General features: G+C 73.4%; 25 protein-coding genes. 19 read left to right on the top strand and 6 right to left on the bottom strand.

Features of this window, described 5'->3' with window-relative positions; genetic code table 11:
• Positions 1-38 precede the first annotated feature (38 nt).
• The 7 genes from JOF41_RS29200 to JOF41_RS29170 all read left to right on the top strand — a co-directional run bounded on the left by JOF41_RS29200 (position 39) and on the right by JOF41_RS29170 (position 6,507).
• Positions 39-2,096: a glycoside hydrolase family 15 protein gene (locus tag JOF41_RS29200; protein WP_209623274.1), complete on the top strand. Its 2,058-nt coding sequence runs from the start codon at positions 39-41 to the stop codon at positions 2,094-2,096.
• Between the two features lie 167 nt (positions 2,097-2,263).
• Positions 2,264-2,878: a DUF3558 domain-containing protein gene (locus tag JOF41_RS29195; RefSeq protein WP_209623273.1), complete on the top strand. Its 615-nt coding sequence runs from the start codon at positions 2,264-2,266 to the stop codon at positions 2,876-2,878.
• Between the two features lie 104 nt (positions 2,879-2,982).
• On the top strand, positions 2,983-3,372 hold the full coding sequence (locus JOF41_RS29190; RefSeq protein WP_209623270.1) for a transcriptional regulator: 390 nt from the start codon (positions 2,983-2,985) through the stop codon (positions 3,370-3,372).
• A gap of 16 nt (positions 3,373-3,388) precedes the next feature.
• On the top strand, positions 3,389-4,768 hold the full coding sequence (locus JOF41_RS29185; protein ID WP_209623268.1) for a PPE domain-containing protein: 1,380 nt from the start codon (positions 3,389-3,391) through the stop codon (positions 4,766-4,768).
• A gap of 82 nt (positions 4,769-4,850) precedes the next feature.
• A complete protein-coding gene (locus JOF41_RS29180) occupies positions 4,851-5,657 on the top strand; it encodes an ESX secretion-associated protein EspG (RefSeq protein WP_189227022.1) in 807 nt (268 codons plus the stop codon).
• A gap of 50 nt (positions 5,658-5,707) precedes the next feature.
• Entirely contained in the window at positions 5,708-6,085 is a 378-nt protein-coding gene (locus JOF41_RS29175) for a sterol carrier family protein (RefSeq protein WP_189227023.1), read from the top strand.
• Positions 6,086-6,174: 89 nt separating this feature from the next.
• Entirely contained in the window at positions 6,175-6,507 is a 333-nt protein-coding gene (locus JOF41_RS29170) for a hypothetical protein (RefSeq protein WP_189227024.1), read from the top strand.
• Here JOF41_RS29170 and JOF41_RS38430 read toward each other — a convergent pair.
• Entirely contained in the window at positions 6,504-8,483 is a 1,980-nt protein-coding gene (locus JOF41_RS38430; protein ID WP_307867560.1) for an alpha/beta hydrolase, read from the bottom strand. The two genes, JOF41_RS29170 and JOF41_RS38430, sit on opposite strands and share 4 nt — an antisense overlap.
• Positions 8,480-8,806, bottom strand: coding sequence for a DUF2563 family protein (locus JOF41_RS29160; protein WP_209623266.1), 327 nt, complete (start codon positions 8,804-8,806; stop codon positions 8,480-8,482). The genes JOF41_RS38430 and JOF41_RS29160 overlap by 4 nt, the downstream gene beginning before the upstream one ends.
• Positions 8,807-8,913: 107 nt before the next feature.
• On the opposite strand from JOF41_RS29160, the gene JOF41_RS29155 reads away from it, so the two are divergent.
• From JOF41_RS29155 to purM, 3 genes are all read left to right on the top strand, one after another.
• Positions 8,914-9,672: a maleylpyruvate isomerase N-terminal domain-containing protein gene (locus JOF41_RS29155; RefSeq protein ID WP_244989724.1), complete on the top strand. Its 759-nt coding sequence runs from the start codon at positions 8,914-8,916 to the stop codon at positions 9,670-9,672.
• Between the two features lie 103 nt (positions 9,673-9,775).
• Positions 9,776-11,305 (top strand): amidophosphoribosyltransferase, encoded by a 1,530-nt coding sequence (gene purF / locus JOF41_RS29150; RefSeq protein WP_189227026.1) that lies wholly within the window; start codon positions 9,776-9,778, stop codon positions 11,303-11,305.
• Positions 11,306-11,321: 16 nt separating this feature from the next.
• Positions 11,322-12,395, top strand: a complete 1,074-nt coding sequence (gene purM, locus JOF41_RS29145) for a phosphoribosylformylglycinamidine cyclo-ligase (protein ID WP_244989723.1) — start codon at positions 11,322-11,324, stop codon at positions 12,393-12,395.
• A 55-nt stretch (positions 12,396-12,450) separates the two neighbouring features.
• Here purM and JOF41_RS29140 read toward each other — a convergent pair whose 3' ends face one another.
• On the bottom strand, positions 12,451-12,873 hold the full coding sequence (locus tag JOF41_RS29140; RefSeq protein ID WP_189227028.1) for an ester cyclase: 423 nt from the start codon (positions 12,871-12,873) through the stop codon (positions 12,451-12,453).
• A gap of 119 nt (positions 12,874-12,992) precedes the next feature.
• Here JOF41_RS29140 and JOF41_RS29135 point away from each other — a divergent pair, with 119 nt between their 5' ends.
• A complete protein-coding gene (locus tag JOF41_RS29135; protein WP_307867559.1) occupies positions 12,993-13,697 on the top strand; it encodes a TetR/AcrR family transcriptional regulator in 705 nt (234 codons plus the stop codon).
• Between the two features lie 15 nt (positions 13,698-13,712).
• Here the strand turns inward: JOF41_RS29135 and JOF41_RS37970 are convergent, their stop codons facing one another.
• Positions 13,713-13,847, bottom strand: a complete 135-nt coding sequence (locus tag JOF41_RS37970) for a hypothetical protein (protein ID WP_276515720.1) — start codon at positions 13,845-13,847, stop codon at positions 13,713-13,715.
• 118 nt (positions 13,848-13,965) lie between these two features.
• On the opposite strand from JOF41_RS37970, the gene JOF41_RS29130 reads away from it, so the two are divergent.
• From JOF41_RS29130 to arfB, 5 genes are read left to right on the top strand one after another with little or no spacing between them, the layout of a single operon-like run.
• Positions 13,966-14,811 (top strand): helix-turn-helix domain-containing protein, encoded by an 846-nt coding sequence (locus JOF41_RS29130; RefSeq protein ID WP_209623264.1) that lies wholly within the window; start codon positions 13,966-13,968, stop codon positions 14,809-14,811.
• Complete coding sequence (locus JOF41_RS29125; protein WP_209623262.1) at positions 14,808-14,978, top strand: DUF397 domain-containing protein; 171 nt, start codon at positions 14,808-14,810, stop codon at positions 14,976-14,978. Before JOF41_RS29130 ends, JOF41_RS29125 begins: the two co-directional genes overlap by 4 nt.
• 52 nt (positions 14,979-15,030) lie before the next feature.
• The gene (locus tag JOF41_RS29120) at positions 15,031-15,525 is read left to right on the top strand and encodes a SigE family RNA polymerase sigma factor (protein ID WP_189227031.1); all 495 of its coding nucleotides are present in this window, start codon (positions 15,031-15,033) and stop codon (positions 15,523-15,525) included.
• Positions 15,522-16,358, top strand: coding sequence for a hypothetical protein (locus JOF41_RS29115; RefSeq protein WP_209623260.1), 837 nt, complete (start codon positions 15,522-15,524; stop codon positions 16,356-16,358). The genes JOF41_RS29120 and JOF41_RS29115 overlap by 4 nt, the downstream gene beginning before the upstream one ends.
• 10 nt (positions 16,359-16,368) lie before the next feature.
• Positions 16,369-16,797: an alternative ribosome rescue aminoacyl-tRNA hydrolase ArfB gene (arfB, locus tag JOF41_RS29110; RefSeq protein WP_189227033.1), complete on the top strand. Its 429-nt coding sequence runs from the start codon at positions 16,369-16,371 to the stop codon at positions 16,795-16,797.
• A 59-nt stretch (positions 16,798-16,856) separates the two neighbouring features.
• Here arfB and JOF41_RS29105 read toward each other — a convergent pair whose 3' ends face one another.
• Entirely contained in the window at positions 16,857-17,993 is a 1,137-nt protein-coding gene (locus JOF41_RS29105; protein ID WP_307867558.1) for a sensor histidine kinase, read from the bottom strand.
• A 182-nt stretch (positions 17,994-18,175) separates the two neighbouring features.
• Positions 18,176-19,180 (bottom strand): LacI family DNA-binding transcriptional regulator, encoded by a 1,005-nt coding sequence (locus tag JOF41_RS29100; RefSeq protein ID WP_209623256.1) that lies wholly within the window; start codon positions 19,178-19,180, stop codon positions 18,176-18,178.
• A gap of 116 nt (positions 19,181-19,296) precedes the next feature.
• Between JOF41_RS29100 and JOF41_RS29095 the strand changes: the two genes are divergently transcribed.
• Genes JOF41_RS29095 through JOF41_RS29085 form a run of 3 tightly spaced genes read left to right on the top strand, consistent with a single transcriptional unit; the run spans position 19,297 to position 22,135 of the window.
• Positions 19,297-20,301 (top strand): Gfo/Idh/MocA family protein, encoded by a 1,005-nt coding sequence (locus JOF41_RS29095; protein ID WP_189227036.1) that lies wholly within the window; start codon positions 19,297-19,299, stop codon positions 20,299-20,301.
• Positions 20,298-21,164, top strand: a complete 867-nt coding sequence (locus JOF41_RS29090; RefSeq protein ID WP_209623254.1) for a TIM barrel protein — start codon at positions 20,298-20,300, stop codon at positions 21,162-21,164. The genes JOF41_RS29095 and JOF41_RS29090 overlap by 4 nt, the downstream gene beginning before the upstream one ends.
• A complete protein-coding gene (locus JOF41_RS29085) occupies positions 21,161-22,135 on the top strand; it encodes a sugar ABC transporter substrate-binding protein (RefSeq protein WP_189227038.1) in 975 nt (324 codons plus the stop codon). The genes JOF41_RS29090 and JOF41_RS29085 overlap by 4 nt, the downstream gene beginning before the upstream one ends.
• Positions 22,136-22,140 lie beyond the last annotated feature (5 nt).

Here is a 22,140-nt window from a genome sequence, read left to right as displayed (position 1 = left end):
ACGGTTTGGCCGCCCCCGCCGCTGAGCACCCAGTGGGCATGACCCCACTGTCGTTGGTCACGGTGATGCTGGCGAGCACCCTGGCGGCGGCCCCCGGAGCACCCGGCGCCCCCGCGGTCTACACACCCGCCGACAAGCAGGGCTTCGGCACCGCGAGGAGCGCGGACAGCCCGGTGTGGTTCACCATCGGGCGCACGGGCCTGAACGAGGTCTTCTACCCCGACCTGAGCACCCCGGCCACGCGGGAGCTCCAGTTAGTCGTCACCGACGGGCGCACGTTCGTCGAGCGCACGGGTGACGCGCGCACCACGCCCGTCGGGAACCTGAGGTACCGCCAGGAGTTCCGCGGCACCGGGTGGCGGGCGCGGGTGGAGTACACCACCGACCCGGCCGGGGCCGCCGTGCTGGCGGACGTGGCGGTCGAGGCGGAGCGGCCGGTGAAGGTGTACGCGGTGCACGACCCGGCGCTGTCGCGGGAAGGCGCGGACGACTCGGCGCGCACCGAGGGCGGCGCGCTCGTCGCCACCGACGCCGCAGGCGCGAGCGCGCTGGTCGCCCGAGGTGGTTTCGCCGCCACCTCCAACGGTTTCCGCGACACCAGCGACGGCTGGACCGACCTGGCCGACAAGCGGCTGGACTGGACCTACCCGGAGGCGGGACCGGGCAACGTGGTGCAGACCGGCGAACTCCGCGTGGACGGCGTGCGACACCGCGACACCACGCTGGCACTGGGATTCGGCGGCACCGGGGCCGAAGCCGCGCGCACCGCCCGCGCCTCGCTGGAGTCGGGCTTCTCCCGCGCCGCCCGCGCCTACGACCGGGGCTGGACCGACTACCTCAAGACCCTCAAGCGCCCGGAGGTCGCCGACCGGGCGTTGTACGACACGTCGCTGATGGTTCTGGCGGCGACGGAGGACAAGCGCCACCCCGGCGCGTTCGTGGCCTCGCCGAGCTTCCCGTGGGCGTTCGGCTTCGACCGGACCATCGCCCCGGAGTTCGGCTCCTACGCCCTGGTCTGGCCGCGCGACCAGTACCAGGTCGCGACCGCGCTGATCGCCGCCGGTGACCGCGCCGCCGCCGACCGCGCGCTGGACTACATGCTGCGCGTGCAGCAGCAGCCGGACGGCCACCTGCCGCAGAACACCAGGGTCGACGGAACCCCGTACTGGACCAACGTCCAGCAGGACGAGCAGGCCGCGCCCATGCTGCTGGCCTGGCTGCTCGGTCGCACCGATCCGTCCACACTGGACGGTCTGCGGCGGGCGGCGGAGTTCATGGTGAACTACCCCAACGCCCCCTTCACCGAGCAGGAGCGCTGGGAGAACCAGAGCGGCTACTCGCCCGCGACCATCGCCGCCGAGGTCGCGGGCCTGGTGTGCCTGGCCGACCTGCTGCGCGCGGCGGGCGACACCACCGCCGCCGACCGGTACCTCGCCGTCGCCGACCAGTGGGAGGCCCGGATCGAGTCGTGGACCGCGACGAACACCGGCCCGTACGGACCGAAGCCGTACTACCTGCGGCTGACCAAGGACGGGCAGCCGGACGCGGGCACCGCGTACAACCTCGGCGACAACAACCCCGGCGAGATCGACCAGCGGGCCGTGGTGGACCCCAGCTTCCTGGAACTGGTGCGGCTGGGCCTGCGCGCCCCGGACGACCCGGTGGTGCGCAACACCGTGGCCGTGGTCGACCGGCAGCTGCGCAACGGCCCGTTCTGGTACCGGTTCACCGGTGACGGCTTCGGCGAGCGCGCCGACGGCGGCCCGTGGAACCTCGGCCAGGGACGCACCTACGGCCGGTTGTGGCCGATCTTCTCCGGTGAGCGCGGGGAGTACGAGCTGCTGCTGGGCGACCGGCGGGCGGCCCGGCAGCGGTTGGCCGACATCGCCTCCACCGCCAACAGCGGGCGGATGCTGCCCGAGCAGGTCTGGGACGACCGCGCGCCGCACCGGCGCTACGGCACGGGCACCGGCTCGGCGACCCCGCTGGCGTGGACCCACGCCCAGTACGTCCGCCTGGCCTGGTCGATCGAGGCGGGTGCCCCGGTGGAACGCCCCGCCGTCGTCGCCTGCCGCTACACCGCCACTTCCTGCTGACCCGCGCCTGCAAGTACCACCCGGCGTCCTCATCGGGGCCGGTATCTACTACCCGACCCCGTGGGCCGGGTAGTAGATACCGGCCCCGTGCGGAGGGGCGGGTAGTACTTGCAGGCGCTGGGCGGAATGGGGCGTCCGGCGGGCGCTGATCCGATACGTTTACCCCCATGCGGAGTTCCTGGCACCGTGCCGCGGCCGTGCTGGCCGCCGTGACCGTCCCCGCCGCCGTGCTCGCGGGCTGCTCCGAGACCACCGGTGGCAACGCCTCCGCCGGGTCGAGCACCGGGCGGACGGAGACGAGCACGCCGGAGTCGGACGCGCCGTCGAGCACGTCCAAGGCCCCCGCCGACCGACCCAAGACGATCAACCTGCGCGACGTGGACCCGTGCACCCTGCTCACCGAGCAGCAGCGGGCGCAGCTCGGCCTGAACCGGCCCCCGCTCAAGAGCACCAACAGCGTGTACGACTCGCCCGTGTGCAACATCAGCCGCGAGGACCGGCAGTACTGGGTCGGCATCACCACGGCGACCACCGCCGGCGTCGAGTGGTACACCGACGGCAGCTTCCTCGGCGACGCGCAGAACCTCCAGGTCGGCGGCTTCCCCGCCGTGGTCGGCACCTCGAAGGACGACCAGTACGTCTGCTTCCTCGGCATCGATGTCTCCGATGGCCAGATGGTCGCCGTGCAGACGAACAGCGGGGGCGAGACGGGCCAGGCGCAGCTGTGCCAGGTCGCGCAGCAGATCGCGGGCGCGGCGATCGAGACCCTGATGAGCAGGTAGTCCGATTTCTCCTGACGGGAACCACCCGTTCGCGTCATGCATCGGAGTTACAGTCATCCCACAAGCACACGCTGGGGCAAGTGCAGCACTGAGGAGGGTGTGCCGTGTTCATCGCGGATGGTGGTGGGGGGTCCACGCGGGCTCCGCTCCCCGAGTACAGCGGGTCGCAGCAGAAGCTGAGCGTCGACCCCTCGGCGATCCCCGCCGCCCGGAAGGTGTTCACCGACGCGCTGGACCGGTTGGAGACGCAGCTGGGCGACGCCAAAGTGGCGCTGCGGGCGCGCGAGTGGGCGGAAGACCCGGTCAGCAAGGAGACCGCTCAGAAGTTCAACCAGGACACCTTCGAAGCCGGTGACAGCGCCGCGCTGACCGCGATCTTGGCCTACCGCGACCAGTTGCAGGGCGTGGTGGACCAGCTCACCCAGATCGAGAACACCTACCGCCGGGTCGAAGGCGACAACTCCGCGGTCTGGGGCCGCATCAACAACAACTGAGAGGGGGCCGTAGACCATGGGGGACCACCGCTGGCGCGGGTACGCCCACCCGGAGCTGTACAAGATGATCAACAGCGGTCCGGGCGTGGCCGCCTCCCGGCCCGTCGAGGACAAGTGGAAGGCGCTGTCCGAGGCCCTGGGCGAGATCGACACCTCCATCCACGAAGGTCTGGAGAAGATCGGCGCCAACTGGCAGGGCAGCACCGCCGACGCCACGCAGGCCGCGCTGTCGCCGCTGGCCCAGTGGGCTTCCGACGCGCAGCAGGGCTCGGACACCATGAAGGCGTCCGCGCAGCTGCAGGCGGAGTACATCGCCGACGCGCGCAAGGAGATGCCCGAGCCCGTCCCGGTCACCACCGAGGCGCCGTCCACCGGTGAGAAGGTGCTCGGCGCGCTCACCGGACCGTTCGGCATGATGCACGTCATCCAGCAGCAGAAGGACCACGAGGCCCAGGAAGCCGCTCAGGACAACGCTGAGCAGAAGGCCATCGCGGTCATGAACACCTACCAGTCCAACAGCGAGTGGAACAGCAACACGCTGGGCCAGTTCGTGCCGCCGCCGCAGGTCGTGATCGACACGCCCGCCCCCGGCGGCCCCGGCAGCTTCAACGACACCAGCGCGGGCTACACCAGCAAGCCCACCTGGACCGCGCCGTCGGACAGCAGCGGCACCACGAGCACCTCGTGGGCCACGCCCACGCCGACCGGCCCGGCGGTCAACCCGTCCGGCTACACCCCGCCGCCCGGCGGCGGTGGCGGCACCACCACCCCGACGTGGGCCCAGCCCACGCCTGCCCCGCCGGTCAACCAGCCGGTGCTGCCCAACCCGCAGCCCGGCCCGGTCAAGCCGCCGATGAACCCGCCGGTGTTCCCGCCGTCGTGGGCCCCGCCGCCGCCCAACGGCGGCACGAAGCCCCCGGCGACCGGTCCCCGGCCGGGTCTGCCGCCGAACACCCGCGTGCCCGGCGGCCCCGGTGGTCCTCGTCCCGGTGTGCCCGGCGGCCCCGGCATGGGCCGTCCCGGCATGCCGGGGATGCCCGGTGTGCCCGGCGGTCCTGGCGGCCCCGGTGGCATGAACCGGCCGGGGATGCCCGCGATGCCGGGGATGCCGGGCGGCGTGCCCGGTGCTCCGGGCGGTCCCGGCGTGCCGGGGATGCCCGGTCGCGGCGGCTCCACCGGCGTGGGCGCCTTCGGCCCCGGCGCGCCGGGCGTGGGCGGTCCCGGTGGCGCGGCCGGTGGTCGTGGCGGCGCGGGCATGGCGGGCGGCGCGGCCCCCGGCGCCCACGGCAACGGCGAGGAGGACCTGGAGCACAAGGCGGCCGACTACCTGGTCGAGACCGAGGACGTCTTCGGTGACGACCGCCTGGTGGCCCCGCCCGTGATCGGCGAGGTCTGAGTCCTGTCGAGTTGACCGCGTCCGCGAGCACCACCCGGTGCTCGCGGACGCGAGTTCGTTGGAGCGGAGGAAGACCGCAGAGGTGAACTACTTCGGGGGACCGGTGGAGCGGGAGCCGATCACTCTCTCCGCCGAGGAGTTCGACGTGCTTTGGGAGCGCCTCGGCGCTGGGCCCATGCCGCTGGTCATCAAGGTGCCCTCACCGGGCAAGACGCACCAGGAGCGGGCCGAGCTGGAGCGCCGGGTGTGGCACGCGGTGGGCAGCCGGGGCCTGGGTGGCCCGACCGGGCTGCACCCGGAGCTGGACCACCTGCTGCGGTTGTTCGTGCGGCCCGAGCGCGAGGTCGACGGCCGGTTGTGGGTCGGCAAGAGCGTCCGGGTGCTGGCCGTGGCCAACGGCGACGACGGCGCGCTGGCCACGTTGACCGACGGGCAGATCACGTTCCGCCGGGCGGCGGGCAGCGGCCTGCCCACGGCGGTGCTGTCCGCGCTGCCCGCCCACCCGGCGGGCACCGGTCATTCGGTGACCATGCCCAGCGCCGACCTGGAAGCCGCCGTGAAGGGCTCCGACGGCACGCCCAAGGGCCTGGAGTCGGCGCTGCGCGAGCGCGGTGTGCGGCAGGAGGACGCGGCCACGCTGGCGAAGATGTTCACCGGCCTGGTGCACACCGGGAACTTCGGCGCGGCGGTCCGCGACCGGTACGGCAAGCGCTGCCGCCCGGACCGGGTGGTCGCCTTCTTCGACACCGAGGAGGGCCGCTACCTCCAGCAGCGGCGGGCTTCCGGCGGCACGGAGCCGTGGAGCACCTTCACGCCCACCGACGCCCGCAGGCTCGGCCACCAGCTCGACGAGCTGCTGGCCGAGGCCGTCCGCGACGCCAAGCGCTGAAGCCGGGCGCTGAGGCCAAGCGCTGAAGCGGCCGGGGTTAGGGTGGTCGAGTGCCGTCCAAGCCCGTCGACCCCCGCGAGGCCCGCGCCGCCGTCGAAGCCGTGCTGCCCTGGTTGGCGGGTGAGGCCGACCAGCCGGAGCGCCCGGTGCTGGCCGCCGCGGTGCGGTTGAGCCTGCGCACCCTGGAGCAGGTGGCGCCGGGCCGCAGCGTGGAGGTCCGGGTGCCGCCGTTCGCCGCGGTGCAGTGCGTCGCGGGCCCCCGGCACACCCGCGGCACCCCGCCGAACGTGGTGGAGACCGATCCCCGGACGTGGCTGGAGCTGGCCACCGGCCGCCTGGACTGGGCCGCCGCGCTGGACGACGCCCGCGTCACCGCCTCCGGCAGCCGGGCCGACCTGTCCCCCCTCCTCCCCGTCCTGCGCTTCTGATCCGCGCGAATCGCACCTCCGGGTAGTGGTTACCGGCCCTCGCGAGTTCGTCGGGTAGTACTTGCAGGTGGGGCGCTACCCTCGACCGGGTGAAGAGGGTGTGCGTCGTGGTGCTCGCGCTCGGCTTTGCGCTCGCCGGGTGCGGCAGCGAGTGGGAGGGCGAGGTGCGGTTCGAGGTCACCCGGATCGCCCCGCCCTACGAGTCCATGGGCGAGCGGAAGCCCGAGCACGTCGTGCTGGCGCTGGACCAGGAAGTGCCCGACTCGGTGCGCGGCCTGCAGACCACCGGGGCCGACATCGACCAGTTCCCGGAGGGCGTCGCGGTCGGTGACCGGGTGCTCTGCCGGGTGCGGCAGAGCGACGACAACGGCCTGGACGGCGTGGACCCCACGACGACCGTCGGCCCCTGCCGCGAGGCCTAGAACCAAGAACCGACCGTGCTGTCCCAGAGGCCGCCCGCGCCCTCGACCACGTCGCGGCCGAACTCCACCACGTCGCCGACCGCGCCCACGGCCACGTCGCCCACGTCGCTCAGCGCCTCCTTGCCGGTGCTGAGCAGCCCTCCGCCCGCTTCCGACCACCGGCCCGCGACGGCGTCCCGGCCCGCCTCCCACAGGCCGCCGCCGAGGTCGCCCACCAGGTCGGCGGCGCCCGCCGCGGTGCCGCTGACCACGTCCAGCACCGGGCCGACCACCGGGACGCCCGAGCCGGGCAGCGCCGGGCCGAGCGGGCTGTCGTGCCACTCCTGCCCGGTGACCGAGCCGCCGTCGCCGTTGGCGATCCTGGCCAGGTTCTCCAGCGACTCGGTGCCCCGGTCGTAGTAGGCCGAGTGGGCGTGCTCGATCGAGGACCGGTCGGCGGTGCCGAAGGTCTTCGCGCCGAACGCCGGGTCGTACGGGCCGGTGGAGGAGCCGTCCTCGGTGAACCAGTCCGAGCTGGTGCCCTGCACGACCGGGTCGTGCTCGGTCGCGCCGACGTAGACGTGGCCGCGCCCGGCGGAGAGCTGGTCGACGCTGGACGCGCCCACGCCGGGCGAGCCGACGAACGCGATGTCGTCGGCGGCCAGGCCGTTCATGCCGGCGTAGCCGACGGTGGTGGAGCCGTAGGAGTGCCCGATCACGGTCAGGTGCTGGCCGGGCGCGCCCGCCGCGCGGTAGCCGTCCACGTCGGCGACGAGGTTCGCGCCGCCCTCCTTGGCCTGCGCGGGGTCGTCGACCTCGCCGACGGCCCAGCCGGGCGCGTCGTAGCCGAGCCACTGGATGGTGGCGCTGCCTTCAGCTCCCATCTGCGCGCGCAGGTTGCCCGCCTGGGAGACCGAGAAGCCGTCCAGCGTGGACCCGGTGCCGGGCACGCAGACGGCCAGGTTCCGCGCGGTGTCCGGGTTGCCGTAGGCGATGGCGGTCGCGCCGTCGCCGCGCGGGCCGTACGGGTCCCACGCCATGATCCGCACGTCCGGTTCGCCGCGCTCGTTGAACCACCCCTCGCGGCGGGCGATGGTCTCGGCCTCCTCGATGCTCTCGCGCACGGCGGCGGCGTTGTCGGCCTTGGTCGCGGCCTCCTGCCGCCGCTCCATCAGCGAGGCGTACTCGGGGTCGTTGAGCAGGGCGGTCTGCCCCGCCGACGAGTTCGGGTCCAGGCCCAGCTCGCGCGCCCGCGCGGCCAGCTGGGCGTCCAGGCGGTCGCGCTCGGCGGAGAAGCGCTGCGCGTCGTCCGCGATGCGGGCCCGGTTGGCCTGGTCCAGCACCGCCGACGGCAGCCCGCGCAGCTGCCCCAGCTCCTGGAACCGGGTGCGCAGCAGCTCGTCCTGCTGCTCCTTGCTCAGCGACTTCCACCACGCCGCGACCCGCTGGGGGTCCGTGCCCGGCCCCGGCACGGCGGGGGTGGCGCGCAGCTGCGCGTTCACGCTGTCCCAGCCCGCGTCGCCTGCGGCGACCTCGGCGAAGCCGGGTTTCACCTTGCCCAGCGCGGCGGCGTAGGAGCGCAGCACCCGCTCGTAGCCGTCCTTGACGTTGGTCAGCGACTCGTTGACGCGCGCCGCGAGCTCGGCGGTCTGCGCTTGGTCCAGCATCGGCGAGCGGCTGCGCCAGACCGCGATGACCTGGTCGGCGCTGCCGCGCATCCGCGTGTACGCCTGCGCGGCGGCCCGCACCACCTCCGCGCCGACGCCCAGCCGCTCCTGCGCGACGGTCGCCGAGCGCGCCGACAGCTCGGCGCGCTTGCCGAACCGCTCCGCCGAGGCGCCGGTCCACGACGCCGTCGCGGTGGAGCCGCCGGACGAGACCGCCTGTCCCGCGCGGCTCATCGCGCTCATCGCGCCGCTGATGGGGTCGGCCGCGGCGGCGACCCGCCCCGCGTCACCGGCGGCGAGCTGCCCGTAGAGGACCTCGGGGTCGATCACGCCGCACCCCCGTCGAACGCGCGGTGGATGGCGGTGAAGCCCCGCGTGGAGTCGTCGTCGGCCCGTGCGTAGGAGTCGGCGTTCTCGGCCAGGCCGTCGCCCGCGTCCCGGTACCAGGCCGAGCCCCGGCGCAGGTCCTCGGACTGCTCACCGGCGAACCGGGCCAGCGCGTCGGCGAACTCGGCGGCGGCGGGAACCCGGCCGAGCGCCTCCGCGTCAAGGCTGAGCATGGAGACCAGGTCGGCCCCGTCGCCTGCCGCGTCCGCGCCGTCGTGGAACTGCCGCGAGGCCGTCCGCAACGTCTCTGGCTGAACACCGAACACGATTCCCACCCTTCGCGCGCTGACCGGGCAGGACTGCGACGCGCGCGGCGCAGCGGCGGTTCCCGGTGTCGCGGGGAACCGCTGCGGGGGACATGCGGTGGGGCACGATGACCACGAGGAAACAGGAGGACGCCGTGTCACGAGGATGGACGACCCAGCGGTGGACCGCGGTGTTCACCGAGCAGGCGCGGATGTTCCGCGCGGCGGTCGGCCGGGCCGACCCGGCGGCCCCGGTGCCCAGCTGCCCAGCCTGGACGTTCACCGAGCTGGCGCTGCACGTGGCGCGGTTCCTGGAGACCTCGCTGGAGTACCTGCGCAGCGGCAGCCCGGTGCGGCTCAAGCTGCCGCCCGCGCCGGTCGGCGCGGTCCCGCTGGAGTACCTGGACGCCCAGCTCGCGGCGGCGGCCGAGGTGCTGCCCGAGGTGCCCGGCAACCGCGCCGCGTGGACGTTCTCGCCCGCCGCGCCGGACCTGGCGTGGGTGTGGCACCGGCGCATCGCGCACGAGCTGGACCTGCGGCGGTGGGACGCGCAGGCGGCGCTGCGCGAGCTGGTCGCCGGTGACACCGACTTCGCCGTGGACGGCGTCGACGAGGCGCTGGGCACGCTGCTGGCCGCCAAGTACGCCACCGACGTGCCGCCGACCGCCAAGGGCACCGCGCTGGTCCAGCTCACCGACGTGCCCGAGGCGTGGCTGGTCCGGTTCACCCCCGGCGAGGTGCCCGAGGTCCGGGCGGCCTGGCCGGGCGAGGAGGTGGACCTCACCATCCGGGGCGAGGCCCAGCTCGTCCACTACGGGCTGTGGGGGCGGCTGCCGCTGCGCGCGGAGGGCGACCAGGGCCTGCTGCGGGCGGTCCGACTGGACTGAACAGTGCGTTTGGTCACGTCCGGGGGGTCTTGAGGGGGGTGGTTCACCCGGCGGGGACCGTACACTCGGGAGGCAGCCCGCCTTCGTCGCTAGGGAGCACTCGGTGGTCACCGACCAATCTGACGCCGGCCGCACCGAATCCGAAAAGCCCGAACCCGAACCCCGCGAAGAGTGCGGGGTTTTTGGTGTGTGGGCGCCGGGTGAGGAAGTCGCCAAGCTGACCTACTACGGGCTGTACGCGCTGCAGCACCGCGGTCAGGAGGCGGCGGGCATCTCCGTCGGGGACGGCAGCCAGGTGGTGGTCTTCAAGGACCTCGGCCTGGTCTCGCAGGTCTTCGACGAGCAGGTGCTGTCCTCCCTGCGCGGCCACGTCGCCGTCGGCCACTGCCGCTACTCCACCACCGGGTCCACGACCTGGGAGAACGCGCAGCCGACGTTCCGCACCACGGCCACCGGCTCCGGCCTGTCGCTGGGCCACAACGGCAACCTGGTCAACACCGCCGAGCTGCTGGCCAGGGCCCGCGAGGCGGGCGTGGACACCGGTCAGGGCGCCACCACGGACTCCGACCTGGTCTGCGGCCTGCTCGCGGCCGCCGCCGCCGACGTGGGCATCGAGCAGGCCGCGCTGGAGCTGCTGCCCACCCTGCGCGGCGCGTTCTGCCTGACCTTCTCCGACGAGTCCACGCTGTACGCGGCGCGCGACCCGCACGGCGTGCGCCCGCTGGTGCTGGGCCGCCTCGAGCGCGGCTGGGTGGTGGCCAGCGAGACCGCCGCGCTGGACATCGTGGGCGCGTCGTTCGTCCGCGAGGTCGAGCCGGGCGAGCTGATCGCCATCGACGAGAACGGGCTGCGGTCCAGCCGGTTCGCCAACCCCGAGCCCAAGGGCTGCATCTTCGAGTACGTCTACCTGGCCCGCCCGGACACCACGATCGCGGGCCGCGGCGTGCACGCCACCCGCGTGGAGATCGGCCGCAGGCTGGCCAAGGAGCACCCGGCCGAGGCCGACCTGGTCATCCCGGTGCCCGAGTCCGGCACGCCCGCCGCCATCGGCTACGCGCAGGCCTCCGGCATCCCGTACGGGTCGGGCCTGGTCAAGAACGCCTACGTGGGGCGGACCTTCATCCAGCCCTCGCAGACCATCCGCCAGCTCGGCATCCGGCTCAAGCTCAACCCGCTGCGCGACGTCATCCGCGGCAAGCGCCTGGTGGTCGTGGACGACTCGATCGTGCGCGGCAACACCCAGCGCGCCCTGGTGCGGATGCTGCGCGAAGCGGGCGCGGTCGAGGTGCACGTGCGGATCGCGTCGCCGCCGGTGAAGTGGCCGTGCTTCTACGGCATCGACTTCGCCTCGCGCGCCGAGCTGATCGCCAACGGCCTGGACCTGGACGGCATCCGCCGCTCGGTGGGCGCGGACACGCTGGGCTACGTGTCGCTGGAGGAGCTGGTCGCGGCCAGCGAGCAGCCCAAGACCCGGCTGTGCACGGCCTGCTTCGACGGCGAGTACCCGATCCCGCTGCCCGAGGACGCGCTGATCGGCAAGCACCTGCTGGAGGGCGTGCGCGGTGTCGCGGGCTCGGCGACCCCGGTGTTGGTCAACGGGTACGGTGCCGAGGACGCCCTGCAGAGGCCCTGAGCAGCGGCCCCGATAGATGGAGCAAGGTGACGTGACGGACAGCGCCAAGGCGACCTACGCCGCAGCGGGTGTGAGCATCGAGGCCGGCGACGAGGCGGTGGAGAAGCTCAAGCCGTGGGCGGCGCGGGCGCAGCGGCCCGAGGTGCTCGGCGGCATCGGCGGCTTCGCCGGCCTGTTCCAGCTCAAGCTGGACCGGTGGAAGGAGCCGGTGCTGGCCTCCTCCACCGACGGCGTGGGCACCAAGATCGCCGTCGCCCAGGCGTTGGACAAGCACGACACCGTCGGCATCGACCTGGTCGCGATGGTGGTGGACGACCTGGTGGTGTGCGGCGCGGAGCCGCTGTTCATGCAGGACTACATCGCCATCGGCAAGGTCGTCCCGGACAAGGTGGCCGCGCTGGTCAAGGGCATCTCCGAGGGCTGCGTGCGGGCCGGGTGCGCGCTGCTGGGCGGCGAGACCGCCGAGCACCCCGGCCTGATGGCCTCCAGCGACTACGACATCTCCGGCACCGGGGTCGGCGTGGTCGAGGCGTCGGCGATGCTGGGCCCGGAGCGGGTCCGCGACGGCGACGTGGTGATCGCCATGGGCTCCTCCGGCCTGCACTCCAACGGCTACTCGCTGGCCAGGCACGTGCTGCTGGAGATCGCCAGGATGCCGCTGGAGGGCCACGTCGAGGAGTTCGGCCGCACCCTGGGCGAGGAGCTGCTGGAGCCCACCCGCATCTACGCCAAGGACTGCCTGGCGCTGGCCGCCGAGGCCGAGGTGCGCACCTTCGCGCACGTCACCGGCGGCGGCCTGGCGGCCAACCTGGCCCGCGTGCTGCCCAAGGGCCTGCGCGCCAGGCTCGACCGGGGCACCTGGACGCCCGCCCCGGTGTTCGCCCTGATCGCCCAGCGCGGCCGGGTCGAGCGCGCGGAGATGGAGAAGACGTTCAACATGGGCGTCGGCATGGTCGCCGTGGTCTCGCCCGAGGACGTGGACCGCGCGCTGGCCGTGCTGACCGCGCGGCACGTGCCCGCGTGGGTGCTCGGTGAGATCGAGCCGTCGGAGGAGCCGACCGCCCTGGTCGGCGACCACCCCAGGTTCTAGAGCCGGTGACGACGTCGGCGCGGCCCCTCGGCGCGGGGGCCGCGCCGACGTCGTTTCAGGCCGAGATCTTGAGCTGGGCCAGCATGACGTGCAGGTCGGAGTTGATCCAGTACTCGGCGAACTTGCCGTCGACCACCCGCAGGATGTCCATCCCGGTGAAGGCCACCTTCGCGCCCCGCTCGGCGGCGGCGCCGGGGATTCCACCGCCGTAGACGCCCGCGGCGGACCAGCGCATGGCGACCAGGTCGTCCTCCACGACGGGGCCGACCTCCAGGGCGTAGTCGAGGGTGGTGAACGCCGAGCGGGCGCCCCCGACCCAGCCCGTCAGCTCCTCGCGGCCGACGAGCGGGAGTTCGCCGCCGTCCAGCTTCGTGGCGTGCACGCGGATGTCCGGCGTGGCGACGTCCTCGACGAGGGCGAGGTCGCCGTTCCACATGCGGAACCACTTGTCGACGAGCGGGGAAACGTTCGTGGTCATGTCGGTCTCTCTGTGTTCGCTGATCGGGAAGCGGCCGCGAGACGACCATAACGACCATCAACAGAAGTGAGCAGTGCCAGTTTTGCCTAACAGTGTGAAGCGGTGTTTACACTGCTCGGGTGACAGTGCCGCTCCGCCAGCGCCGCCGCGCCGCCGCGATCCGCGAAATCCTCGACGCCGCCCGCGACGACATCGCCGCGCACGGCCCGGCCGGACTCTCCCTGCGCTCGGTCGCCCGCGACCTCGGCATGACGGTCCAAGCCCTCTACCACTACTTCCCCAGCCGCGACGAGCTGATCACGGCCCTGATCACGGAGGCGTACCACGCGCTGGCCGACGCCGTGGAGTCGGCGCTCGACGCCGCGCCGGACAGCGGGCTGCCGGGGTTCGTCGTCGCCGCGGAGGGCTTCCGGACGTGGGCGATCGAGCACCCGGCCCAGTTCCAGCTCATCTACGGCACCCCGCTGCCGCACTACCAGGCCCCCGCCGACGGCCGCACCACGGCGGGAGCCCGCCGCTTCGGCGGCCTGTTCGTGCGCGAGCTGTTCGCCGAGTTCACCGAGGAGCAGCTGACCCGCGTCGAGTTCCCGCCGCTGAGCCCGGAGCTGGGCACGCACCTGGCCGCGCTCCCGCAGGAGGCGGCGGGCGGGCTGCCGCCCTCCGCCGTCGCCGCGTTCGTCAGCGCGTGGGGGCACATGCACGGCCTCGTGGTGCTGGAGGTCTTCGGGCACACCGCGTTCATCGGCCCTGGGCAGGCGGAGATCTTCCGGGGAGCCATGCTGAACCTGGTCGCCGACCTGCGCCGCCGCGTCCCGGCGGGCTGACGCCTACTCGGCCGCCTACTCGGCGCGGGCCAGCGCGCGCGGGACCTCGCCCTCGGGCGTGATCGCCACCCAGCGGATCACCTCGGGTTCGCCCGGCCAGTCGCCCACCAGTTCGGGCAGACCGGGGGCGCGGACCGCGATATCGCTCATTCGTGTTTCTCCTCCACCTGACACACTCAGAACCGGTTCTGCATTTCAGAGCTGGTTATCGGCAGAACATGTAATTCGAGTGATTCCCCGATCGGGTGGGAGGTGGGCGGGAGTGCGGGTGGCTTTCGGTCCGAGGGTGGCCAGGCGCGTGCTCCAGTACGAACTGGAGCGGCTGCGCGAGCAGGCGGGCGTGACCCACGCCCGAGCCGGTGAGCGGCTGGGCATCTCCCGCGTCGGCTTCACCCACCTGACCAGCGGCCGCAACCTGCCGAGCAAACCCGCCGTGGAAGTCCTGATGGACTTGTTCGGCTGCCCGGACCGGGTGCCGATGATGCTGGAACTGCTGTCCAGGGCCAAGCAGCGCACCGACGGCACCGGCGCCCCGATCAGCAGCATGAACGACTTCGAGCTGGCGATCGGGCTGGAAGCCGTGGCCACCGACATCGAGGCGTTCGAGTCGATGTCGGTCACCGGCCTGCTCCAGACCGAGGCGTACGCACGAGCGCTGATCGGCTACCACGCGTCGATCACGCCTGGTGTGGACGTCGAGCAGAGCGTCGCCCTGCGGGTGCAGCGGCAGTCGGTGATCACGCGGGAGACCGCCCCGGCGCGACTCTGGTGCGTCCTCGAAGAACAGGCGCTGCGCCGCCCCGTCGCCAATGCCGAGGTGATGCGCGAGCAGTTCGAGCACCTGCTGGACATGACGGAACGGCAGAACGTCACTTTGCAGGTGATGCCACGCGAAGTGGGATTGCACCCCGCCTTGAAAGGCCCTTTCTTCCTGCTGCGCTTCGAAGATGACTGGCGAGTCGCCTACGAGGAGACCCGCCACCACGCCTACTACTACGACTCCGCTGATGCGGTAGAGGACTACGCGCAGGTGATGAATCATCTTCGTCATCTGGCCCTGAACCCGCAGCGGTCGCGGGCCTTCCTCGAGCGGTTGAGAAAGGAAGCGCAGTGATCACCAACTGGCGCAAGTCCTCGCGCAGCGTCGACAACTCCACATGCGTCGAGGTGGGCTGGACCGGGGAAGTGGTCGGCTACCGGGACAGCAAGAACCCCCGCCCCACCCTGATCTTCAGCAGGCGTGCCGCTGCCGCGTTCGTCGCGAACATCAAGCGATCCTGAGGCAACGCCCGGCGCTCGTCGCTCCGTACCAAGCGGCGACCGAGGAGGGTGAGTGAATCGCGATCGCGAGTTCGGTGAGTTCGTCGACGCCCGTGCGCTGGTGATGCGCAGGACCGCGTACCTGCTGTGCGGGGACTGGCACCGCGCCGAAGACCTGGTCCAGACCGCGCTGACCAAGCTCTACGTGGCCTGGCCGCGCGTGCGCCGGGACGGGGCGGTGGACGCCTACGCCCGCAAGATCCTGGTGCGCGCGGCGATCGACGAGGGCAGGCGCGGCTTCCGCCGCAGGGAGACGGTCGTCGACACGCCGCCCGACACCCCGGTGTCGGCGGCCGAACCCGGCGACCCGGCGGTGCGGCGGGCGCTGGCCGCGCTCCCGCCCGGCCAGCGCGCCGTCGTGGTGCTCCGCTACTGGGAGGACCTCAGCCTCACCGAAACCGCCCGCTTGCTCGGTCGCACCGAGGGAACCGTGAAGAGCCAGGCCGCCAAGGGGTTGGCGAAGCTGCGCGAACTTCTCGGCTCCCACGTCCTGGAGGAGCAGCGATGAGCGACATCAAGGAAATCCTGGGCACCGCGTTCGGCGACGAGCCGCCGTTGCGCGTCGACCGGGAAGCGATCGTGAAGTCCGGGCGGCGCAGGCTGGCGGTGCGCAGCGCGGCCACCGGCATGGCGGTGTTCGCCGCCGTGGCCGCGGTGACCGTCCCCGTCCTGCTGGGCGGTCGCGGTGGCGGCATCGGGATCGGCGGCGCACCGTCGTCGAGCGCACCCCCGCTCACCAGCACGACCGCAGGCGGGCCGTCGACCACGCTGGGCAGCACGCCGCCGAGCACGCACTACTCGTCCGCGCCCGCCAGCGCGGACCCCTCCGGAGGGCTGGAGGTGAGCGCCACCTCCAAGCCCGCGGACCCGAACCGGCCCCGGCCGCCCAAGCCGGTCACCGCCGAGCGCGCCGCCGCGCTGACCTCGCTGGTGACCTCCTCGGGCGTGCTGCCCCAGGGGCAGTACACGCCGATCCCGGCCGGGCAGCTGGAGATGCGGCCCACCCCCGACGGCTACCAGCTGGCCGCTGACGTCACCACGGCCACCGGCAGCGGTCAGCTGCGGCTGTCCCTGCGCATGGAGCGGCAGGTGGGCTGCGCGGACTCCTCGTCCATCCCCGGTCTGCAGTGCTGGGAACGCCAGGTGGACGGCAAGCGGATCATCGTGGAGGACCACCAGCTCGGCGGCGACCGCAGGCTCGCCGTGACCTACCAGCACGCCGACGGCACGCTGTTCCAGGCCAGCGCCACGGACCACACCCAGGCCGGGCCCGCCGGTCCGATGCCGCTGACGTGGGAGCAGCTGGCAAAGATCGCGACTCTGCCGGGGGTCGCGTTCTAACCTTGTCCTCGTGGCCGACGACTTGACCGTGACGCGCACGCTGGTGATCCCGGCGGGTGAGCTGCGCGAGCGCTTCTCCCGGTCGTCCGGCCCCGGCGGCCAGGGCGTGAACACGGCGGACAGCCGGGTCGAGCTCTCGTTCGACCTGGCTGCCTCGCCGTCCGTGCCGGACTGGCTGCGCACCCGGATGCTCGGCAGGTTGCACAACCGCCTCACCGGCGGTGTGGTCACCGTCGTGGCCAGCGAGCACCGCGCCCAGCTGCAGAACCGCCAGGCCGCCCGCGAGCGCCTGGCCCGCCTGCTGCGCGACGCCGCCGCCGCGCCCCCGGCGGTGCGCCGCGCCACCAAGCCCACCAAGGGCTCCCAGGAACGCCGCATCGCCGCCAAGAAGCAGCGCTCCCGGACCAAGCAGTCCCGCCGCCCCTCCAGCTGGGACTGACCCCCCGAGTTCACCCTCCAGGCCACGCGAACCGAGCGTTGGGGCCTGCCCGGTAGTAGTTACCGGCCCCCTGGGGCGCACCGGGTAGTACTTGCCGATGTGGGGAGGTGGGCGGTGAAGACGGCGCCGCCGTCGTTGTGCACGCGCACCGAACCGCCGCGGCGCAGGCAGGTCTGCCGGGTCAGGGCGAGCCCCAGGCCGCGCGCCCCCTGCTGGCCCGCCTTGGTGGTGAACCCGTGCCGGAACACCTCGTCGGCCAGCTCCGGGGCCACGCCGGGCCCGGAGTCCCGCACCACCACGAGCACCTCGTCGTCGTCCTCGCGCACGGACACCTCGACCCACCCACCGGAGCTGCCCAGCGCGTCCACGGCGTTGTCGACCAGGTTGCCCAGCACGGTCACCAGGTCCGTGGACAGCGCCTCGTCCACCTCGCCCAGCGCGCTGCCCGGCGACAGCCGCAGCCCGACGCCGCGCTCCCCGGCCAGGCCGGACTTGGCGATCAGCAGCGCCGCCACGGCCGGGTCGGCGATGTGCTCGCGGACCTCGGCGTGCCACCGGCCCTGCGCGCCGCCGATCCGCTCGATGAACCCGCGCACCTCGTCGAACCGGCCCATCTCCACCAGGCCCGCGATGGCGTGCAGGCGGTTGCTGAACTCGTGGGCCTGCGCGCGCAGCGCGTCGGTGGCGCGGCGGCAGGCGTCCAGCTCCTGCCGCAGGGCGGTCAGCTCGGTGCGGTCCCTGACCGTCACCACCGCGCTGTGCGCGTCCAGCGGCACGTGGGTCAGCACGACCACCCGGCCGCGGCCGAGCAGCAGCTGGTCCGGCCGGGGGGACCGGCCGGTGAGCGCGTCGCGGACCCGCTCGTCGAAGCCCAGCTCGTGCACCGACCGGCCGACGCAGTCGGCGGGCAGCGCCAGCAGCTCCCGTGCCCGGTCGTTGACCAGGGTGATCCGGTGCCGGGGGTCGAGCGCGAGCACGCCTTCCTCGACGCCGCGCAGCAGCGCCTCGCGGTAGCGCACCAGGGCGGTGAGCTCACCCGACCGCAGGCCGTGGTTCCGCGCGCGCGCCCAGAGGGCCAGCAGCGCGCCGACCACCAGCGCCACGCCGAGCGGCAGCGCGTGACCGGGGAAGGTGGACACGGCTAATACCGCGCCCGTCGACGCGACGACCACCAGCTGCCACGCGAGCCCACTCACTGGCACCTCCAGGACGACCACGACCGGAACCCCTGGCGCGGGAGCGGGATGTCTCCGCGCACGGGAGCGCCACGTCCGACCACGCGGATCGGGAGGTGAGGACCACAGTGCGGACCAGGCACTGATCACCTCCGGGCGAGACTACGACGACGGCGCGCGGAGGTGTGCTCCGGTCCCATTGGTCAGGAATGGTTCGGGGTTCCGCCCGGTGGCGCGGTGGTCGCGCGGACCACCAGCGACGGGCGCAGCAGGTGCCGCACGGGTTCGGCCCGCTCGCCCCGCACCCGTTGCAGCAGCGCTTGCGCCGCGAGCCTGCCGAACTCCTCGCGCGGCTGGTCGACCGTGGTCAGCGACACGTGCCGCAGCGCCGCCAGCGAGGTGTTGTCGTAGCCGACCACGGACACGTCGCGCGGCACCCGGAACCCGGCCTCCACCAACGCCGAGATCACGCCGACGGCGTTGAAGTCGTTGCAGGACACGATTCCCGTCGGCATGTCGGGCGCCAGTTCCCGCACCGCCCGCGCGCCCGCGGCGTCGGTGTACTCGCTAGCCACCACGCGCGGCGCGAGCCCGTGCCGCGCCATGGCGGCGAGGTAGCCGCGACGGCGGATCGCCGCCTGGCTGCCGCGTCCGCCGTCGAGGTGGGCGATCCGCTTGTGCCCCAACGACACCAGGTGGTCCACGGCCAGTCCGATGCCGCGCTCGCCGTCGTCGTTGACCGTGTCCACAGTGGACAAGCGGGAGGATCGTGCCACCAGTGCGACGGCGGTCTGGTCGGCCGCGCGGCCGATGGCCGACATCGGCACCACCGGGGACAGCAGGGCCAGTCCCGCCGGGCGGAACGACAGCAGGCTCTCCAGCGCGCGCCGCTCGCGCGCGGGCGACCGCCCGCCGGTGTTGATGATCAGGTCGAAGCCCTGGCTCCGCGCCACCTCGTCGATGCCGTCGACGACCTCGGCGAAGAAGGCGTTGTGCAGGTCCGACAGCATCACGCCGAGCACGCGGGAGGTGCGGCTGGCCAGCGAGCGGGCCATGGCGTGCGGCGAGTAGCCCAGCTCCTGGGCAGCCTTGAGCACCGCCGCGCGGCGCTGGGGGCTCACCTTGGGGGATTCCCGCATCACCAGCGACACCAGCGCGCGGGAGACCCCGGCCCGCCGCGCCACGTCCTCCATCGTCGGTCTGGCCACCCGGACCTCCGCGGGACGCCGCCTTGACACCAGTGTGACGCAGGTTACAGCATGAGGTGTTCCCGCAGTAGAGCGCTCTACCGAATCGGCCCTCCCACCAGGACGGAGACCAGCGGATGCGGATCGGGGTTGCCGGAGTCGGTCGGATCGGCACGATGCACGCGACCAACCTCGCGGGGTTGCCGGAGGTCGACGAGGTGCTGCTGTTCGACCCGGCGCCCGGCCGGGCGGAAGCGGCGTCGGCCCGCCTGCCGGGCACCAGGGCGGTGGGCGACCTGGACACCCTGCTCGCCGCCTGCGACGGCGTGCTGCTCGCGACGCCGACCACCACGCACCCCGCGCTGCTGCGCGCGGCGCTCGCGGCGGGCGTGCCGACGCTGTGCGAGAAGCCGATCGCCGCCCACGTCGACGAGATGCGGGCGCTGATCGCGGAGGTGGAGGCGTCCGGCGTCGAGGTGCTGGTGGGGTTCCAGCGGCGGTTCGACCCCGCCGTGGCGGAGCTGCGCCGCAGGCTGCGCGCGGGCGAGGTCGGTGAGGTGTACCTGGTGCGGGCGCTGGGCAACGACGCCAGACCGCCGGACCCCGCCTACCTGCCGCGGTCCGGTGGCATCTTCCGCGACCTGCTGATCCACGACCTGGACGCGGTGCCGTGGCTGGTCGGCGAGCCGGTGGTGGAGGTCTACGCCTCCGGCTCGGTGCTGGTGGACCGCGCCTTCGCCGACGCCGACGACGTGGACAACGCCGTGGTGCTGCTGAGGTTCGCGGGCGGCGCGCACGCCACGCTGGCGGGCGGCAGGCACGACCCGCTGGGCTACGACCACCGCATCGAGGTGCTGGGCAGCCGCGACTGCCTGGCCGTGGGGCTGGACGAGCGGACCCCGCTGACCTCGCTGGAGCCCGGCGGCCCGCAGGCGGGGCCGCACGCCTACTCCGGGTTCCCGGAGCGCTTCCACCGCGCCTACCTCAACGAGGTGGCGGTCTTCGCCGGTGTGGTCGCGGGCGGGGTGGCGAATCCGTCGCCCGCGCGGGAGAGTTTGATCAGCCTCCGGCTCGCGGAGGCGTGCGAGGCGTCCCGGCGCTGCGGCGCCCCGGTGCGGCTGAACGCGGAGGTGCCTGCGTGAGGATCGCGGGAGCGCCGATCTCCTGGGGCGTCTGCGAGGTGCCCGGCTGGGGCCGGGTGCTCGACCCCGCGACCGTGCTGGCGGGCATGGCCTCCCTCGGCCTGGCCGCCACCGAGCTGGGCCCGCCGGGCTACCTGCCGTCCGATCCCGCCGCACTCGGAGCGCTGCTGGACGAGCACGGGCTCGCGCTGGTCGGCGGTTTCCTCGCGGTCACCCTGCACGATCGGTCCACAGTGGACGAAGCGGCGGAGGTGGCCCACCGGCTCGCCGCGGCGGGCGGCGAGGTGCTGGTGCTGGCCGCCGCCACCGGCCTGGACGGCTACGACGAGCGGCCCGAGCTGACCGGCGCGCAGTGGCGCGAGCTGGTCGACAACGCGGCGCGGGTCCGCGACCGGGCGGCCCGGCACGGCCTGCGCGCGGTGCTGCACCCGCACGTGGGCACGCACGTCGAGCGCGCCGACGAGGTCGAGCGCTTCCTCGCCGACTCGGACCTGCCGCTGTGCCTGGACACCGGCCACCTGCTCATCGGCGGCGCGGACCCGGTGGAGCTGGCCCACCGCTTCCCCGACCGGATCGGGCACGTGCACCTCAAGGACGTGCGCGCCGACCTCGCCGCCGCCGTGCGCGCCGGGCGGACCGGCTACGCCGAGGCGGTGCGGCAGCGGATGTACGTGCCGCTCGGCGACGGCGACGTGGACGTGCGGGGACTGGTGGAACTGCTGCGCGACAACGGTTACAGCGGCTGGCTGGTGCTGGAGCAGGACACCGCGCTGACCGAGGGCGACGCGGTGGACGAGCCGGTGCGGGACACCGCGCGCAGCCTGGCCCACCTCACCCGGTTCACCGGACAGGAGAGACGATGACCCCTACCGGCAAGCTGGCCACCGCGGTCGCGGCCACCGCGCTGCTGGTCGCGTGCAGCGGCCCCGCCGCGGTGGACGGCACCACCACGGACGCGGCCACCGCCCCGGACGGGCAGCTGCGCGTCGCGGTGATCACCCACGGCACGGCGGGCGACGCGTTCTGGAACGTGGTCAAGAACGGCGCCACGGCCGCCGGGGAGCAGCTGGGCGTGGTGGTGGACTACAACTCCGACGGCGACCCCGGCAAGCAGGCCACCCTGGTCGACAACGCGGTCTCCCAACAGGTCGGCGGCATCGTGGTGTCGATGGCCAACCCGGACGCGCTGGAGACCTCGGTGCGCAACGCGGTCCGGGCGGGCATCCCGGTGGTCACCATCAACTCCGGTGGCGACCGCAGCGCCGCGTTCGGCGCGCTCGCCCACGTCGGCCAGGAGGAGGCGCTGGCCGGTGAGCAGGCCGGGCGCAAGCTCAGGGACGCGGGCCGGGGCAAGCTGCTGTGCGTGATCCACGAGGCGGGCAACATCGGCCTCAACCAGCGCTGCGACGGCGCGCGGGCCGGGTTCGGCGGCACGGTCGCCACGCTCCAGGTGGACATCAACAACCCCACCGACACCGAGGCGCGCATCAAGGGCGCGCTGCAGACCGACACCGCGGTGGACGCGGTGCTCGCGCTGAACCCGCAGGTGGCGGTGCACGCGGTCAGCGCGGTCGAGGGGGCGTCGGCGGAGGCGGCGGTGGCCACCTTCGACCTCAACCCGGACGTGGCCGAGGCGATCAAGGCCGGTGACGTGCTGTTCGCCGTGGACCAGCAGCAGTACCAGCAGGGCTACCTGCCGATCGTGATGCTCAAGCTGTACCGGGACAACGCCAACACCCTGGGCGGCGGCAGGCCCGTGCTCACCGGCCCCGGCTTCGTCGACCGGGACAACGTGGACAGGGTCGCCGAGTACGCCAAGCGCGGCACGCGGTGACGCCG

The sequence above is a fragment of the Saccharothrix coeruleofusca genome, assembly GCF_017876325.1.
Classification (GTDB): domain Bacteria; phylum Actinomycetota; class Actinomycetes; order Mycobacteriales; family Pseudonocardiaceae; genus Actinosynnema; species Actinosynnema coeruleofuscum.
This window is presented reverse-complemented; position numbering and strand designations above follow the sequence as displayed.

Bases quoted from the DNA above. Each gene is read 5' to 3' on its own strand.
- JOF41_RS29155 (WP_244989724.1), top strand. From the start codon at position 8,914: ATGACCACGAGGAAACAGGAGGACGCCGTGTCACGAGGATGGACGACC.
- JOF41_RS29140 (WP_189227028.1), bottom strand. From the start codon at position 12,873: ATGACCACGAACGTTTCCCCGCTCGTCGACAAGTGGTTCCGCATGTGG.
- JOF41_RS29095 (WP_189227036.1), top strand. From the start codon at position 19,297: ATGCGGATCGGGGTTGCCGGAGTCGGTCGGATCGGCACGATGCACGCG.
- JOF41_RS29185 (WP_209623268.1), top strand. From the start codon at position 3,389: ATGGGGGACCACCGCTGGCGCGGGTACGCCCACCCGGAGCTGTACAAG.
- JOF41_RS29115 (WP_209623260.1), top strand. From the start codon at position 15,522: ATGAGCGACATCAAGGAAATCCTGGGCACCGCGTTCGGCGACGAGCCG.
- JOF41_RS37970 (WP_276515720.1), bottom strand. From the start codon at position 13,847: ATGAGCGATATCGCGGTCCGCGCCCCCGGTCTGCCCGAACTGGTGGGC.
- JOF41_RS29195 (WP_209623273.1), top strand. From the start codon at position 2,264: ATGCGGAGTTCCTGGCACCGTGCCGCGGCCGTGCTGGCCGCCGTGACC.
- JOF41_RS29200 (WP_209623274.1), top strand. From the start codon at position 39: ATGACCCCACTGTCGTTGGTCACGGTGATGCTGGCGAGCACCCTGGCG.
- JOF41_RS29085 (WP_189227038.1), top strand. From the start codon at position 21,161: ATGACCCCTACCGGCAAGCTGGCCACCGCGGTCGCGGCCACCGCGCTG.
- purM (WP_244989723.1), top strand. From the start codon at position 11,322: ATGGAGCAAGGTGACGTGACGGACAGCGCCAAGGCGACCTACGCCGCA.